This is a genomic window from Burkholderia sp. USMB20, from assembly GCF_000949135.2.
Taxonomy (GTDB): Bacteria; Pseudomonadota; Gammaproteobacteria; order Burkholderiales; family Burkholderiaceae; genus Burkholderia.
This window is the reverse complement of sequence record NZ_JTAN02000010.1, coordinates 143,302-157,304: the sequence shown is the minus strand read 5'-3', so window position 1 is coordinate 157,304 and position 14,003 is coordinate 143,302. Positions and strand designations below refer to the sequence as shown.

Here is a 14,003-nt window from a genome sequence, read left to right as displayed (position 1 = left end):
CGCGTTTTTTCTTGGTGCCTGCTGCCGGCCGTGCCGGTGCGCGGCCGCCGCGCCGTTACAGCGGCGACGGCACCGCGACGCGCGCGCGCGGCGAACGCGCGAGCCGCGGCTGCAGGTTCGGGTCGGTCGACTCGGGCGGCTCGGCACGCATCTCGACGCCGATCGGCGCAGGCGCCGCGCTCTGTGCGGCCCACTGTTCGCCCATCATCGCGTCGGTCGAGTGGCTGAAATATTCGACGAGGTGGTCGATGAACGTGCGCACCTTCGCGGGCAGGTGGCGCCGGCTCGGATACGCGATGTTGATCTCGACCTGCGGCAGCCGGAAATCCGGCAGCAGCCGGACCAGCGCGCCGCGCGCGATGTCGCTGCCGATCAGGTAGCTGGGCAGGATCGCGACGCCCATCCCGAGCAGCGCGAACTGGCGCAGCATCGCGGTATTGTTCGCGACGATCACGTTGGTCGGGCGCACGCGCACTTCGCCGTCCGGCCCGGTGAACACGCGCTCGTCGCCCCAGTATTCGGTCGGCAGGCTCAGCGCCGGGTGTTCGGCGAGATGCTCCGGATGGGTCGGCACGCCGTGCTTTTCCAGGTAGCTCGGCGTCGCGCACACGGTCATGCAGCCCGTGGTCAGCCGACGCGTGACGATGCTCGCGCTGCGCATCTGGCGCGTGACGACGATGCCGACGTCGAAACCTTCCTCGACGAGATCGACCTGGCGGTCGACCAGCGTCAGATCCGGCACCACTTTCGGGAAATTCTCGGTGTACGACTGCAGGACGGGGGCGAGGTTGTGCAGGCCGAACACGACCGGAGCGACGATGCGCAACGTGCCGACCGGCTCGTGATTGCGCGCGACGACCATCTGCTCGACATCCTCGAGCTCATCGAGAATCTGGCGCGCCCGCTCCAGATAGACCTGGCCCGACTCCGTCAGCGAAAGGCTGCGCGTGGTGCGGTTCAGCAGGCGCGTGCCTAGCCGGCCTTCCAGATCGGCGACGTGACGCGTCGCGACCGCGTTGGAAATATCCATTGCACTCGCGGCCCGCGCGAAACTGCCGAGATCCGCAACCTTGACGAACACGCGCATCGACTGCAAATGATCCATAACGACTCCTGCCGCTGTTACAACTTCAAAAAGTTGAAGCAAATGCGTAATTCTCCTACGACAGCGGAAATGATGCAGAGTTGCTCAACAAGGGCCGCCTTGACGATAAAAATAGTCAAAAATCCTCACTCATCGCGAATGGATGATCCAATTATTCTGATTGAAGCAACAATTGGGTGAACCTCGTCGAGGAAACGTCCGAATCAGGAAGGACGTATTTGACGCGACACGGCAGCGCACCCCGCCGCACCCGACGGGAGCGGCGCCGGCTCAGGCCGGCGCCGATTGCGGCGGAGCGTAACAACCTGTTAAAAAGACACCACGACGTGCGCCGACGTAGCATCATGTCGGCCCCGGCCGGGCGGGACGGGTGCGCGACCTGCGCCGCCGCCGCTGCCGCTTTCAACGCGCGACTCCCGCTGATCATGAAAATTGCCATCCTCGACGACTACCAGGACGCCGTCCGCAAGCTGAACTGCTTCGAGATGCTCGCCGAGCACGACGTGAAGGTCTTCAACAACACGGTACGCGGCCTGGGGCAACTCGCGAGCCGCCTGGCGGAAGTCGAGGCGCTCGTGCTGATTCGCGAGCGCACACCGATTTCGTCGCAACTGCTCGCCAAGCTGCCGAACCTGCGCATGATCAGCCAGACCGGCCGCATCTCGAGCCACATCGACCTCGAAGCGTGTACCGACCGCGGCATCGCGGTGCTCGAAGGCACGGGTTCGCCGGTCGCGCCCGCCGAGCTGACCTGGGCGCTCGTGATGGCCGCCCAGCGCCGCATTCCGCAATACGTCGCGAACCTGAAGCAGGGTGCGTGGCAGCAGTCGGGCCTGAAGACGTCGGCGCTGCCGCCGAACTTCGGCCTCGGCCAGGTGCTGCGCGGCCAGACGCTCGGCATCTGGGGCTACGGCAAGATCGGCCGGCTGGTGGCCGGCTACGGCAAGGCGTTCGGGATGAACGTGCTGATCTGGGGCCGCGAGCATTCGCTCGAGGCCGCGCGCGCCGACGGCTACACGGCCGCCGAGAGCCGCGAAGCGCTGTTCGAGCAGAGCGACGTGCTGTCGCTGCACCTGCGCATGCACGACGACACGCGCGGGATCGTCAAGCAGGAAGACCTGATGCGGATGAAGCCGACATCGCTGCTCGTCAACACGAGTCGTGCCGAGCTGCTCGAGGAAAACGCGCTCGTCAACGCGCTGTCGCACAACCGCCCGGGGATGGTCGCGATCGACGTGTTCGAGAGCGAGCCGATCCTGCAAGGCTACAGCCTGCTGCGGATGGAAAACGTGATCTGCACGCCGCACATCGGCTACGTCGAGCGCGAAAGCTACGAGCTCTATTTCAGCGCGGCGTTCAAGAACATCCTCGCGTTCGACCAGGGCGATATGTCGAGCGTCGTCAATCCGGAAGCGCTGACGCCGCGCCGCGTGCGCTGACCGACTCCGACCGACTCCGACCGGTGCTGACCGGCACGGGCCGCGCTTGCCGCGCGGCGCTGCTGCCGGGCTTCCCGCCTTCCCCGCTTCAGGCGGCCACGCGGCCGCCCGTCATCGCGTCGACGCGCGTGAGGAAATGCTCGCCGTCGCGCCGTCCGAGGTCGTACGCATGCCGCATCTGCGACGGACTCGTGTAATCCCAGCTCGAAATCGGCACCTTGCTCGACGGCTGTACATACAGCCGCCGCTGGTCGCCGTGCGCGACCGTGAACATCTGCGGGCGCGGATACAGCCGCGTGACGAGCACCAGCACGTCGCCCGGCGACGCGTCGAGCGCGTCGACCGGCACGTTGTCGACCATCCCGCCGTCGAGCACCGGCCGGCCGCCGCGGCGCAGCACCGGCGTGAACGGCGGCGTGCACGACGACTGCAGGATCAGGTCGGCGAGTTCGTCGACACTCGCGCACGCCTGCGCGCGCACGAACTCGGGCCGGAAACCGAGCGTGCGCCCGAGCGTCGGGTGCAGCGTCTTGCGCAGGTACTTTTCGATGTTGTATGCGACGAGGCCCGCGGCGACCGCGCTGCGCGCGCCGAGCCAGCGCGGCACGTGCGACACGCCGATGCGGATCTCCGGCGCGTCGGCGAGCCGCGCGAACGGCTCGCCGTAGATGTCGAGCAGCGCCTGACGGTAGATCCGGTAATGCGGAAACACCGGCTCGCGGCCGAACAGGTTGCCCCAGTACGCGTTCTTGCGGTTGTGGCGCAGCGCTTCCTCGTAATAGCGCATCACCCACGCGGCGTCGCGTGTATACAGCATGCAGGCGGTCGCCGCGCCGGCCGAGATCCCCGCGATCACGCGCGGGCGCAGGCCGAGCGCCGGCTGCGCGACGTCCCAGAAGCCGGCCTGCCACCAGCAGCGATTGCCGCCGCCCGCGAAGACGATCTGGTCGAACATCGCGCCGCTCAGCTGACGAGCGCGTAGGTCGACGTCGCGTGAACGGCCATCTTGCCGTCCTCGTCGAACAGCTCGACTTCGCCGAATACCAGGTTGCGGCCCATCCGCAGCACGCGCGCGGTGACGAGCACGTCGCCCTTGCGCACCGGACGCATGAAGTTCGTGTTCAGCGAGACGGTGGTCATCGGCCGGAACTCGCCGAGCGCGGCCGAGATCGCGACCACCATCGCGGTGTCGGCGGCGGCCGTGAACACCTGGCCGCAGATGACGCCGCCCGAATGACGGAATTCGCCGGAAAACGGCAGGCGCATCGTGACGCTGTCGTCGCCGATCGATACGGGAACCAGACCGAGCGAGCGGACCCACGGGGCCAGCAGGCGATCCAGCAATTCGCGGACTGCGTTTTCGTCCATCTTCGAATGTCCAGAAAACGTTGCGCGACCGCCGCGCAACGGGTGTGGACGTCATCATACCGGGAGCGCGCCAACTGCGATGGCTCATTACCGCGGCGACGGCCGCCGTCGCCGCCACGAAATATTTTGAGGAAATTCGCAGAAAGGGCTTGCCAAGTCCAAAATACACGGGCATAATCTTTCTTCTGTTGGGGGCGTTAGCTCAGTTGGTAGAGCAGCGGACTCTTAATCCGTAGGTCGAGTGTTCGAGTCACTCACGCCCCACCAGGAATTTCAAAGGCCGGTCAGCGCAAGCTGACCGGCCTTTTTCCATTTCCGGCGCCGCCCGGCCTCTCCCCCTCCTCGCGACAGGCAATCACATTGATGCCTCGCCCAGATACTTTCCGCTAGAATCGTCCGACAAAATATCACACGACCGGACGGCGATCGCCGCATCGCCGCCGGCACTGAGAGAGCATGGGACGTCAGACATGGAATCATGTGAACGAGACGCGACCATTCAGAGGGCATGGTCACGCCGACAACGGCACGCACATCGTGTCGCCTCCTTCCCCCGATCGCATCCGGGCCCGTCGCGTGACGCGCACTACGGATCCGGCCATGCCGCGTAAGGACGCGCTCGTCGCACTCGCGCTCGGCGTTGCGCTGCTCGTGGTCGCAGCCATGCTCGCCGTCACCGCGAGCCATGCGGCCGGCGACCTGATCCGCACGCCGGGCACGGTCGTGCGCATCGTGCAGGACAGCGACGCGATGCGTGCATACCGCCCGATCGTCGCCTATTTGGCGAACGACGGCCGCCGCCGCGAAGTCGCCGGCAATACCGCATCGGTGGTCCCGGCCTACGACATCGGCGAAAGCGTGGACGTCCTGGTCGATCCGGCCCATCCGAACCGTCCCGCGCTCATCGACGATTTCACGCAACGCTGGTTGCCCGTCGCGGTGCCGGCGCTGCTTGCAGTCGCATCGCTGGCGATCGGCAGCCTGCTATACGTGAACGCGCGCCGCGGCCGGCAGGCCGACGCGCTGCCCGCGCCGGCCGCCCGCAAAGGGGTCCGGCGCCGCTGGAACATCGCGATCGCGCTGATTCCGATCGCGATCGGCACCGGCTTCCTGGCCGGCGCCGGCGCCGCCGGGCTGCGCCAGTGGCAGATCGCCCGCCATTACGCGCACTCGACCGGCCATGTGGTCGAGATCGCCGAAACCGCCCAGTCGTCCCGCACGCGCACGTCGCTCTATTCGGCGACCATCGCGTTCACGACCGACAGCGGCCGCCCCGTCACGTTCGCGCAAGGCTCGACCTCGTCGCGCCCCGGGCTGTACGAAGGCGAGGTGGTCGACGTGCTGTACGACCCCGTCACGCCCGAGCGCGCGGTCATCGACCGGTTCTGGGACCGGTGGGGGCTCACGGCCATCCTGTTCGCGATCGGCGCGCCGTTCCTCGTCGCCGGACTGTTCGTCGTCGGGGCGCTGTGGCCCGAGCCTCGACCGCACGAACTCGCCGAATGACGAACGCGGAAGAACCGGGCCGTCAACGTCGCGGCCCCGGCTTCACCGCTCCCTGAACGCCTCCACCTTCGCGCGGTTGCCGCACGTGCGCATGTCGCACCAGCGGCGTCCGACGCCGCGGCCGCGATCGACGAAGAACCACGTACAGCGGCCGCACTGCCGCACGCGCGCGAAATCGTCGCCGCGCAGCAGATGCTCGAATCCGAGCGCGGCCGCGTCGATCCATCGCGACTCGGCGCGCGCATCGGGCCGCCACGCGAAGCGGCCGTCGACCGCGTCGAATCTGCTGCGCCCGATCGCATCGCGAATCGCCTCGGCGAGCCGGTCCGCCGCTCGCGCGCCGGCACTGCCGCCTTCGCCGGCCGTCAGGTGCGCGAGCGCCGCATACGCATCCTCGCGAAAACCGTGCAGCGCGGCGAGTTCGTCCGCGCCGTCCTGCCGCGGATGACGCAGAAACCGCGTCAGGTCGGCCTCCGCCAGCAACCCCGACTTCCCGGCCCAGGCACGCACGGCCGGCCAGTCGACGAGTTTGTCCTCATCGCGCGTCTTGCCCGTGTCGGCCACCGTGTTCAGGAAATCGAGCGCCGGATGGCCGCCGACGAAATCGGCCGCACACCATGTATGCGCCGCTCGCGCAGGCTCGTGTCGAGTAACCATTTATTTTCACCTATCGGTTTCACATCCGAGTGAACAGGCGTAACCTGTTAACAACCAAAACAGGTTAGCACGGAGGCGCCGATGCTCGAGCTCGCCAATCGCTACAATTTTGAAGGTCACCGGATCGCATGGGGCGCGCTCGGTGAAGGGCCGCCGCTGGTGCTCGTGCACGGGACGCCGTTCTCGTCGCAGGTGTGGCGCCGCATCGCGCCGTGGCTCGCACGGCGTCATCGCGTGTTCTTCTACGACCTGCTCGGCTACGGCCAGTCGGACATGCCCGACACGGACGTCTCGCTCGGCCGGCAGAACGTGCTGTTCGGCGCGCTGCTCGACGAATGGAGACTTTCACGCCCGCGCGTACTCGCGCACGACTACGGCGGCGCAACCGTGCTGCGCGCGCATTTCCTCGACGGCATCGCGTATTCGGACCTGACACTCGTGAACCCCGTCGCGATCGCGCCGCAAGGCTCGCCGTTCGTGCGCCACGTCGCGCAGCACGAAGCCGCGTTCACCGGGCTGCCGGCGTATGCGCATCACGCACTCGTGTCGGCCTACATCGGCAATGCAGTCGCACGGCCGTTGAGCGACGACGTGCTGTCGATCTACCGCTCGCCGTGGCTCACGCCGGCCGGCCAGCCGGCGTTCTATCGGCAGATCGCGCAGATGCGCCAGCGCTATATCGAGGAAGCCGAGGCGCGTTATGCGCCGCCGGACTTTCCGGTGCGCATCGTGTGGGGCGAGGACGACGCGTGGATTCCGCGCGAACAGGGGCAGGCGCTCGCCGATCGCATCGCGGGCGGAAAGCTGATCCGCGTGCCGCGCGCGGGGCACCTGGTCCAGGAGGATGCGCCCGAGGCGATCGTCGCCGCGGTGCTCGACACACACGGACAGGAATGATCGCCCACGCAGCCGCGTGGCGTGGCAGATCAGAAGGCCGGCACGCCCTGCGCGAGCGTCGCGACGAACTTCGCGGTGCGCGGATCGCGCGGCCGCCCGAACAGCTCGCGCGATGCGCCGGCCTCGACCACGCGGCCATCCGCGAGAAACACCGCATCGTGCGCGACCGACGCAGCCAGGCGCAGGTCGTGCGTGGCCATCAGCATCGTCGTGCCTTCCCGCGCGAGCTGGCGCAACACTTCGACGACTTCGACGGACAATTCGGGATCGAGCGCGGACGTCGGCTCGTCGCACATCAGCACCTGCGGCGACGGCGCGAGCGCGCGTGCGATGGCCACGCGCTGCTGCTGGCCGCCCGACAACGTCGCGGGCCATGCGTCGGCCTTGTCGGCGATACCGACCTTGTCCAGCAACGCGAGCGCGCGTTCACGCGCCTGCTCGCGCGGCCAGCGCTGCACGGTCACGAGCCCTTCCATCACGTTCTGCACGACGCTCAGGTGCGGAAACAACTGGAAGTTCTGGAACACCATGCCGGTCTGACGGCGCACCGCGAACACGTGATCGCGCGACGGGCGGCGCCCCGCCGCGAAGTCGATGCGGGCGTCGCCGACCGTGAGCGCGCCCGCCTCCGGCACTTCGAGCAGGTTCACGCAGCGCAGCAGCGTGCTCTTGCCGCTGCCGGACGGCCCGATCAACGCGGTCACGCTGCCGGGCTGCAATGCGAGGTCGATGCCGGTCAGCACGCGCTGCGCGCCGAACGACTTGTCGATGCGTTCGAGACGGATCATCGCAACTCCGCGTGGAACAGCGCATGGCGCCCGAACCGGAGCTCGAGCCGACGTTGCAGCGACGAGAGCACCGAGCTGAACAGCAGATAGATCAGCGCGGCTTCGGTATAGAGGATCAGCGGCTCGTAGGTGACGGCCGCGATGCGCTGCGCGGCCTGGAATATCTCGGGAACGGTCAGTACAGCCGCGAGCGACGTGTCCTTTACCAGCGAGATGAACGAATTCGACAGCGCGGGCAGCGCGACGCGCGCGGCCTGCGGCAGGATCGCGCGGCGCAGCGCCTGCGCGCGCGTCATCGCCATCGAGTACGCGGCTTCCCACTGCCCTTTCGGGATCGATTCGATCACGCCGCGGATCACCTCGGCGTTGTACGCGCCGACGTTCAGCGAGAAGCCGATCACGGCGGCGGTCAGCGGATCGAGCACGATGCCGACGTTCGGCAGTCCGTAGAAGATCACGAACAGCTGCACGAGCAGCGGCGAGCCGCGAAACAGCCAGATGTAGAAACGTATGGCGGCCTGCGCCCAGCGCGGCCCGAACAGGCGCGCGAGCGCCGCGCCGAACGCGAGCAGCAGGCCGATCGCGAACGACGCGAGCGTGAGCGGAACCGTGAACACGAGCCCTGCCACCAGCAGGGGCCGCAGCGATTCCGCCATCAAGTGCAGCCAGGGCGGCATCGGTCAGCCCCGCGTCACGGCTGCGACACGTCGCGGCCGAAGTACTTCTGCGAGATCTTCGCGTAGGTGCCGTCGGCCTTGAGGTCCGCGAGCGCCCTGTCGATCGCCGCCACCAGCGCGGGACTGCCCTTGCGCAGCAGCACGCCCGATGCATCGCCGGCGCCGCTCGTGTCGGTCGCCGCGATCTTCAGTTTCGCGTCGGGCTTGTGCTTGCGGAAATCGAGGTACGACAGCGAATCGTTGATCGTCGCGTCGACGCGCCCCGCGCTCAGCAGGTCGATCGATTCGTTGAAGCCCTGCACGGGCACCACGTCCGCGCCGTGCGCGGCCGCGAGCTTGCCGAAATTGCTGGTCAGCGTGTTCGCGGATTTCTTGCCCTTCAGGTCGTCGAACGAGCGGATCGACGTGTTGTCCGCACGCACGATCAGCACCGCGCGGGACGTGATGTACGGCGTCGAGAAATCGTATTTCGCCTTGCGCGCATCGGTGATCGACACTTCGTTGACGACCGCGTCGTAGCGGTTCACGTCGAGGCCCGCGATCAGCCCGTCCCACTTGCCTTCGACGAACTCCGCCTTCACGCCGAGCCGTTGCGCGATCGCGCTCGCGATGTCGACGTCGAAGCCGGTCAGCTTGCCCGACGCATCGTGATACGTGAACGGTGCGTACGTGCCTTCGGTGCCGACCCGGAACACGCCGGCCGACTTGATCTGCGCGAGATCGTCGGCCGCCAGCGCGCTCGTGACGGCAGTGGCCTGCAGCAATGCGACGACCAGGATGGAGCGAAGGAATTTCATGGTGCGGACCCCGAACGATGGAAGGGAGTGGACCCGCCGGCCCGAACGGCCGCGCGAGAGGTCCGCGAATTCTACCGACGCGCCGATATCCGGCAAAAACGCAAATCCGCTAACGATATGAGCGCGTCGAATAACGCGCCGGCGAGTCGCGCCCATTCCGCAGACGAAATCCCACGCGATGCAGCGCGGCGATCGTCTGACGAATCGTTACCTGCGGTTACAGAAGCGACACTGCGGTATCACCCATCGGGCATGCGCTACGTACCATGAAGGCAGGTAAAACGATTGCTCGCGGGCCTGGTCCCCGCGGACGGAGTGAACGGCAAATGAGACGCATCCTGTTGTCCAGTGCCGTCGGCATCGCGGCCGCCTGCCTGTCGGCAAGTGCGTTCGCGCGTGCCGACGTCGGCGTGTATTTCGGCGTGCCGGGGCCCGTGATCGAGGCGCCGCCGCCTGTCTACTACGCGCCGCCGCCGCCCGTCGTGTACGAGCCGGCGCCCGCCTATTACGGCCCGTACTACGGCGAATACCGCTACCGCTACTACCGGCACGACAACGGCTGGCATCGCGGCTGGCGTCATCACCATCACGACGACGATTGACCGTCGCGAGGCGGCTGTCGCGGCCGCCTCCCGCCATCGGGAAATTGCGCGCGCCGGCCTTCGAGCCGGCGCGTGTGTATCACACACCGCTTACCACGGCAGCGAGTAGGTCTTCGTGTTCGTGAAGCTCTTCATCGCCTCCTGCACGCCTTCCTTGTAGCCGAGGCCCGAATCCTTCACGCCGCCGAACGGCGTCAGTTCGAGCCGGTAGCCCGGCACCTCGCGCACGTTCACGCTGCCGACTTCCAGCTCCGTGATGAAGCGCGTGATGCTGTCGAAGCGGTTCGTGCAGACCGACGACGACAACGCATAGTCGGTGCTGTTCGACATCCGGATCGCCTCGTCGATGTCGCGAAAACGCATGATCGGCGACACGGGCCCGAACGTCTCGTACTTCACGAGCGGCATGTCGGGCGTCACGCGATCGACGACGGTCGGCGAATACAGCGCCCCGTCGCGCACGTTGCCGACCAGCAGCCGCGCACCGCGCGCAATCGCGTCGTTCACCTGCTGCTCGCAGAACTTCGCGGCCGCTTCGTCGATCACGGTGCCCATGTCGACCGACGGATCGGCCGGGTTCCCGTAGGCCCACGCGCGGGTTTTCTCGACGACCAGCTCGGTGAAGCGATCGGCCACCGCCTCGTGCACGAGCATCCGCTTGATCGCGGTGCAGCGCTGCCCCGAGTTCTTGTACGAACCCGACACCGCCAGCGTGCTCGCTTCGTCGAGATCGGCGTCCTCCATCACGATGATCGGATCGTTGCCGCCGAGTTCCAGCACCGCGCGCCGGTAGCCCATCCGCGACGCGATCGACTTGCCGATCGACACGCCGCCGGTGAACGTGATCAGGTCGATCGCCGGGTTCGTGATCAGCTCGTCGGCGATCTCCTTCGGGTCGCCGGTGATCACCTGCAGCATCTGCGGCGGCAGGCCGGCTTCATACAGGATGTCCGCGAACAGGTAGCACGACAGCGGCACCTTCTCCGACGGCTTCACGACGATCCGGTTGTTGGTCGCGACCGACGGCACGACCTTGTGCGCGACCTGATTCATCGGATGGTTGAACGGCGTGATCGCGGAAATCACGCCGAGCAGCGGTTCGCGCTGCGTGTACACGCGGCGCTTCTTGCCGTGCGGCGTCAGATCGCACGAGAAGATCTGCCCGTCGTCCTTCAGCACTTCGCCCGCGCCGAATGTGAGCACGTCGGCCACGCGCCCGGCTTCGTACGTCGAATCCTTGATGCACAAGCCGGCCTCGGCCGTGATCAGCGCCGCGATCGCGGCGGTGCGCGCACGCACGATGTCGGCCGCGCGGCGCAGGATCGCCGCGCGTTCGTGGCGCGTGAGCGACGGCCGGTACGCACGCGCGACCGCGAATGCGCGCCGCACGTCGTCGAGCGTCGCCTTCGGCACGGTGCCGACGAGCGAGCCGTCGTACGGGTTGCGTACCTCGATCACCGCATCGCGCTGAATCCTTTCACCATCGATTCGTAGTGCTTCACGATGAACCGTGCGAACCTCCGTCGATGCTGCAATGGCGTTCATGAGTGTCTCCTGGCGGATGCGTCCGCGTCACTGCAGATGGTTGAGCGCGATGTCGATGATGTCGAAGTTGCGCAGCCGCGCCCGGCCCGCGACGTCGGTCGCGACCGGCTTGCTGAAGATCAGCGGCACGATCTGCTCGGAGATCCCGCCGTGCGAGCGCAGCGGCACGTCGAGGCCCGACAGGTCGTGCTTGATGCGGCGCGTGCCGAGCACGACGTCCTGCTTCGAGATCACGATCAGGTCGCCCATCCGCTCGGGCGGCAGCTCGAAGCGCGCGCAGCCTTCGGCGCCCGTCAGCACGACCTCGATGCCGTCCACCGCGGCGAGCCGCGCGCGCAGCGCGTCGGGATCGGCGTCGTCCGGCACGTAGACGGTCGCGAACGAGCCGAGCGCGCCGTGGTGCACGACGTACGGATCGGTGATCGGCAGGATCACGCGCGCCGCGTCGTGGCCGAGCCAGTCGTCGAACAGCTCCTGCAGATAGATCACGTTCGGCTCGCCGGTCTCGCCGTCGTGCTTCGCGTTCATCCCGTGGTCGGCCGTGATCGCGACGATCGCGCCGAGTTGGTCGAGCCGCTTCAGGTACGCGTCCATCATCTGGTAGAACGCGTTCGCGCCGTCGGTGCCGGGCGCGCACTTGTGCTGCACGTAGTCGGTCGTCGACAGGTACATCAGGTCGATCGGGCGCGTCTCGAGCAGGCGCACGCCGGCCGCGAACACGAACTCCGACAGGTCCGCGCTGTACACGCTCGGCACCGGCTTGCCGACCAGCTCGAGCACGTTGTCGATGCCGTTTTCCTCGAGGCTCGCCTCGTCGGCCTTCTCCGACGAGAAGCAGATGCCCTTGAGCCCCTTGCCGAGCAGGCGGCGCAGCTTGTCCTTCGCGGTGACGACCGCGACGCGCGCGCCCCGTTCCGCGAAAGTCGCGAGCACGGTGGGCGCGACCAGGTACTTCGGATCGTTCATCAGCACCTCGGCGCCGGTGTCGCGATCGTAGAAGTAGTTGCCGCTTATCCCGTGGATCGCCGGCGGCACGCCGGTAACAATCGACAGGTTGTTCGGGTTCGTGAAGCTCGGCACCACGCACTCGCCCTTGAGCGCCGTGCCCGGCTTCAGCAGCGTGCGCAGGAACGGCGCGACGCCGGCCTCGGCCGCCATCTCGAGATACTCATAGGCGCAGCCGTCGACGCAGACCACCACCACGGGGCGGCGCATCCAGTTGTAGCGGCGGCCGTTCACTTCCACGGATACAGGCGTTTCAGTCATGACGTTCAGTCCTTTCGGTTCGAAGGGGGTTGAGCTGTCGGCGCCCGCGCCGCGCCGAGGAGGTGTTTTCCATGCTTGACATTAAAATTGATGATTTGTAGATTGTCAACAACATGCAGAGAACAGAAAGCAAAAGACGGAAACACGAGGCAGTACGAAGAGGGCTGGTCTCCACTCATCCGCCGCAGCCCGCGGCGCCACGGTCAAGGGGTCTGAAGATGAACGAAGTGCCGGTACAGAAGCGTTTCAATGGATGGGCGACGGGCGCGGCGCGCGTCGCGCTGGCCGCCGCGGTCGCGCTCGCCGCGGCGCAGGCGGCGCATGCGAAGACGTCGCTGCTCGTCTACACCGCGCTGGAGGACGAGGCGATGAAGCCCTACAAGGACGCCTTCGAGAAAGCGAACCCCGACATCGAGATCCGCTGGGTGCGCGACTCGACCGGCTCGGTCACCGCGAAGCTGCTCGCGGAGAAGAACAACCCGCGCGCGGACGTCATCCTCGGCCTCGCCGCCTCGAGCCTCACGCTGCTCGACCTGCAGGGGATGCTGATGCCGTATGCGCCGAAGGGCTTCGACCAGCTCACGCGCAAGTACAGCGACGCGAACACGCCGCCGCACTGGGTCGGCATGGACGTGTGGGGCGCGACGATCTGCTACAACCGCGTCGCCGCGCAGGCGAAGAACATCCCGAAGCCGACGTCGTGGGAAGACCTGACGAAGCCGGTCTACAAAGGCGCGATCGTGATGCCGAGCCCGGTGTCGTCGGGCACCGGCTATCTCGACGTCACCGCGTGGCTGCAGACCTTCGGCGACGACAAGGGATGGAAGTTCATGGACGCGCTCGACAAGAACGTCGCGCAGTACGTGCATTCGGGCTCGAAGCCGTGCACGCTCGCCGGCACCGGCGAATTCCCGATCGGCATCTCGTTCGAGTTCCGCGGCCATGAACTGCAGGCGCAGGGCGCGCCGATCGATCTCGTGTTCCCGAAGGAAGGGCTCGGCTGGGACATGGAAGGCACCGCGATCATGAAGACGACCAGGCAGCCCGACGCCGCGAAGAAGCTCGCGGACTTCATGGCGAGCAAGGACGCGAACCAGATCACCGCGCGCTGGTGGGCGATCGTCGCGTACCCGGGCGTCGCGCGCAAGCTCGCCGGCATCCCCGACAACTATGCGGACCTGCTCGTGAAGAACGACTTCGTGTGGTCGGCGAAGAACCGTCAGTCGATCCTCGATACCTGGCAGAAGCGCTACGGGGCGAAAGCACAGCAATGACGCGGCGCTAACGCCGCACCAGGCAGCGGGGCCGCGACACGCGCCGCCCCGCCTCCCTTCCGATCGTCGTATCCGGCCCGCA

14 protein-coding genes and 1 tRNA gene are annotated in these 14,003 nt (G+C 67.1%); 6 read left to right on the top strand and 9 right to left on the bottom strand.

From position 1 onward, the window contains the following. Positions 1-55: 55 nt before the first annotated feature. Positions 56-1,105 carry a LysR family transcriptional regulator gene (locus PL79_RS11865; protein WP_044847345.1) on the bottom strand — a complete coding sequence of 350 codons (1,050 nt, stop codon included), beginning with the start codon at positions 1,103-1,105 and terminating at the stop codon, positions 56-58. Between the two features lie 425 nt (positions 1,106-1,530). Between PL79_RS11865 and PL79_RS11860 the strand changes: the two genes are divergently transcribed. Beyond that, positions 1,531-2,544: a D-2-hydroxyacid dehydrogenase family protein gene (locus PL79_RS11860; RefSeq protein WP_044847344.1), complete on the top strand. Its 1,014-nt coding sequence runs from the start codon at positions 1,531-1,533 to the stop codon at positions 2,542-2,544. Positions 2,545-2,632: 88 nt separating this feature from the next. Here the strand turns inward: PL79_RS11860 and PL79_RS11855 are convergent, their stop codons facing one another. Together PL79_RS11855 and PL79_RS11850 are read right to left on the bottom strand one after the other, a co-directional pair. Continuing rightward, complete coding sequence (locus PL79_RS11855) at positions 2,633-3,499, bottom strand: patatin-like phospholipase family protein (RefSeq protein WP_044847343.1); 867 nt, start codon at positions 3,497-3,499, stop codon at positions 2,633-2,635. A gap of 8 nt (positions 3,500-3,507) precedes the next feature. Beyond that, positions 3,508-3,912 carry a PaaI family thioesterase gene (locus tag PL79_RS11850; RefSeq protein ID WP_044847342.1) on the bottom strand — a complete coding sequence of 135 codons (405 nt, stop codon included), beginning with the start codon at positions 3,910-3,912 and terminating at the stop codon, positions 3,508-3,510. A gap of 191 nt (positions 3,913-4,103) precedes the next feature. On the opposite strand from PL79_RS11850, the gene PL79_RS11845 reads away from it, so the two are divergent. Both PL79_RS11845 and PL79_RS11840 read left to right on the top strand, forming a co-directional pair. Further along, positions 4,104-4,179: transfer RNA gene (locus PL79_RS11845), tRNA-Lys, on the top strand. 189 nt (positions 4,180-4,368) lie between these two features. After that, the gene (locus PL79_RS11840) at positions 4,369-5,418 is read left to right on the top strand and encodes a DUF3592 domain-containing protein (protein WP_044847341.1); all 1,050 of its coding nucleotides are present in this window, start codon (positions 4,369-4,371) and stop codon (positions 5,416-5,418) included. A 42-nt stretch (positions 5,419-5,460) separates the two neighbouring features. Here the strand turns inward: PL79_RS11840 and PL79_RS11835 are convergent, their stop codons facing one another. After that, positions 5,461-6,075 carry a CGNR zinc finger domain-containing protein gene (locus PL79_RS11835; RefSeq protein ID WP_044847340.1) on the bottom strand — a complete coding sequence of 205 codons (615 nt, stop codon included), beginning with the start codon at positions 6,073-6,075 and terminating at the stop codon, positions 5,461-5,463. Between the two features lie 81 nt (positions 6,076-6,156). Between PL79_RS11835 and PL79_RS11830 the strand changes: the two genes are divergently transcribed. Further along, positions 6,157-6,972 carry an alpha/beta fold hydrolase gene (locus tag PL79_RS11830; protein WP_044847339.1) on the top strand — a complete coding sequence of 272 codons (816 nt, stop codon included), beginning with the start codon at positions 6,157-6,159 and terminating at the stop codon, positions 6,970-6,972. 29 nt (positions 6,973-7,001) lie between these two features. Here PL79_RS11830 and PL79_RS11825 read toward each other — a convergent pair whose 3' ends face one another. Genes PL79_RS11825 through PL79_RS11815 form a run of 3 tightly spaced genes read right to left on the bottom strand, consistent with a single transcriptional unit; the run spans position 7,002 to position 9,234 of the window. Beyond that, the gene (locus PL79_RS11825; protein ID WP_044847338.1) at positions 7,002-7,760 is read right to left on the bottom strand and encodes an amino acid ABC transporter ATP-binding protein; all 759 of its coding nucleotides are present in this window, start codon (positions 7,758-7,760) and stop codon (positions 7,002-7,004) included. Beyond that, positions 7,757-8,437, bottom strand: a complete 681-nt coding sequence (locus PL79_RS11820) for an amino acid ABC transporter permease (RefSeq protein ID WP_044847337.1) — start codon at positions 8,435-8,437, stop codon at positions 7,757-7,759. Before PL79_RS11820 ends, PL79_RS11825 begins: the two co-directional genes overlap by 4 nt. A 14-nt stretch (positions 8,438-8,451) precedes the next feature. Then, the gene (locus PL79_RS11815) at positions 8,452-9,234 is read right to left on the bottom strand and encodes an amino acid ABC transporter substrate-binding protein (protein WP_044847336.1); all 783 of its coding nucleotides are present in this window, start codon (positions 9,232-9,234) and stop codon (positions 8,452-8,454) included. Positions 9,235-9,560: 326 nt separating this feature from the next. Between PL79_RS11815 and PL79_RS11810 the strand changes: the two genes are divergently transcribed. Next, positions 9,561-9,836 (top strand): hypothetical protein, encoded by a 276-nt coding sequence (locus tag PL79_RS11810; protein WP_044847335.1) that lies wholly within the window; start codon positions 9,561-9,563, stop codon positions 9,834-9,836. 90 nt (positions 9,837-9,926) lie between these two features. Here PL79_RS11810 and phnY read toward each other — a convergent pair whose 3' ends face one another. Then, on the bottom strand, positions 9,927-11,381 hold the full coding sequence (gene phnY, locus PL79_RS11805; RefSeq protein ID WP_044847334.1) for a phosphonoacetaldehyde dehydrogenase: 1,455 nt from the start codon (positions 11,379-11,381) through the stop codon (positions 9,927-9,929). 27 nt (positions 11,382-11,408) lie between these two features. After that, positions 11,409-12,647: a phosphonoacetate hydrolase gene (gene phnA / locus PL79_RS11800; protein ID WP_044847333.1), complete on the bottom strand. Its 1,239-nt coding sequence runs from the start codon at positions 12,645-12,647 to the stop codon at positions 11,409-11,411. Between the two features lie 218 nt (positions 12,648-12,865). Here phnA and PL79_RS11795 point away from each other — a divergent pair, with 218 nt between their 5' ends. Then, complete coding sequence (locus PL79_RS11795; RefSeq protein WP_044847332.1) at positions 12,866-13,921, top strand: putative 2-aminoethylphosphonate ABC transporter substrate-binding protein; 1,056 nt, start codon at positions 12,866-12,868, stop codon at positions 13,919-13,921. The last annotated feature ends 82 nt before the right edge of the window (positions 13,922-14,003 follow it).

Bases quoted from the DNA above. Each gene is read 5' to 3' on its own strand.
- PL79_RS11830 (WP_044847339.1), top strand. From the start codon at position 6,157: ATGCTCGAGCTCGCCAATCGCTACAATTTTGAAGGTCACCGGATCGCA.
- PL79_RS11820 (WP_044847337.1), bottom strand. From the start codon at position 8,437: ATGCCGCCCTGGCTGCACTTGATGGCGGAATCGCTGCGGCCCCTGCTG.
- PL79_RS11810 (WP_044847335.1), top strand. From the start codon at position 9,561: ATGAGACGCATCCTGTTGTCCAGTGCCGTCGGCATCGCGGCCGCCTGC.
- PL79_RS11840 (WP_044847341.1), top strand. From the start codon at position 4,369: ATGGGACGTCAGACATGGAATCATGTGAACGAGACGCGACCATTCAGA.
- PL79_RS11825 (WP_044847338.1), bottom strand. From the start codon at position 7,760: ATGATCCGTCTCGAACGCATCGACAAGTCGTTCGGCGCGCAGCGCGTG.
- PL79_RS11860 (WP_044847344.1), top strand. From the start codon at position 1,531: ATGAAAATTGCCATCCTCGACGACTACCAGGACGCCGTCCGCAAGCTG.
- PL79_RS11795 (WP_044847332.1), top strand. From the start codon at position 12,866: ATGAACGAAGTGCCGGTACAGAAGCGTTTCAATGGATGGGCGACGGGC.
- PL79_RS11855 (WP_044847343.1), bottom strand. From the start codon at position 3,499: ATGTTCGACCAGATCGTCTTCGCGGGCGGCGGCAATCGCTGCTGGTGG.
- PL79_RS11850 (WP_044847342.1), bottom strand. From the start codon at position 3,912: ATGGACGAAAACGCAGTCCGCGAATTGCTGGATCGCCTGCTGGCCCCG.
- PL79_RS11835 (WP_044847340.1), bottom strand. From the start codon at position 6,075: ATGGTTACTCGACACGAGCCTGCGCGAGCGGCGCATACATGGTGTGCG.
- PL79_RS11865 (WP_044847345.1), bottom strand. From the start codon at position 1,105: ATGGATCATTTGCAGTCGATGCGCGTGTTCGTCAAGGTTGCGGATCTC.
- phnA (WP_044847333.1), bottom strand. From the start codon at position 12,647: ATGACTGAAACGCCTGTATCCGTGGAAGTGAACGGCCGCCGCTACAAC.
- phnY (WP_044847334.1), bottom strand. From the start codon at position 11,381: ATGAACGCCATTGCAGCATCGACGGAGGTTCGCACGGTTCATCGTGAA.
- PL79_RS11815 (WP_044847336.1), bottom strand. From the start codon at position 9,234: ATGAAATTCCTTCGCTCCATCCTGGTCGTCGCATTGCTGCAGGCCACT.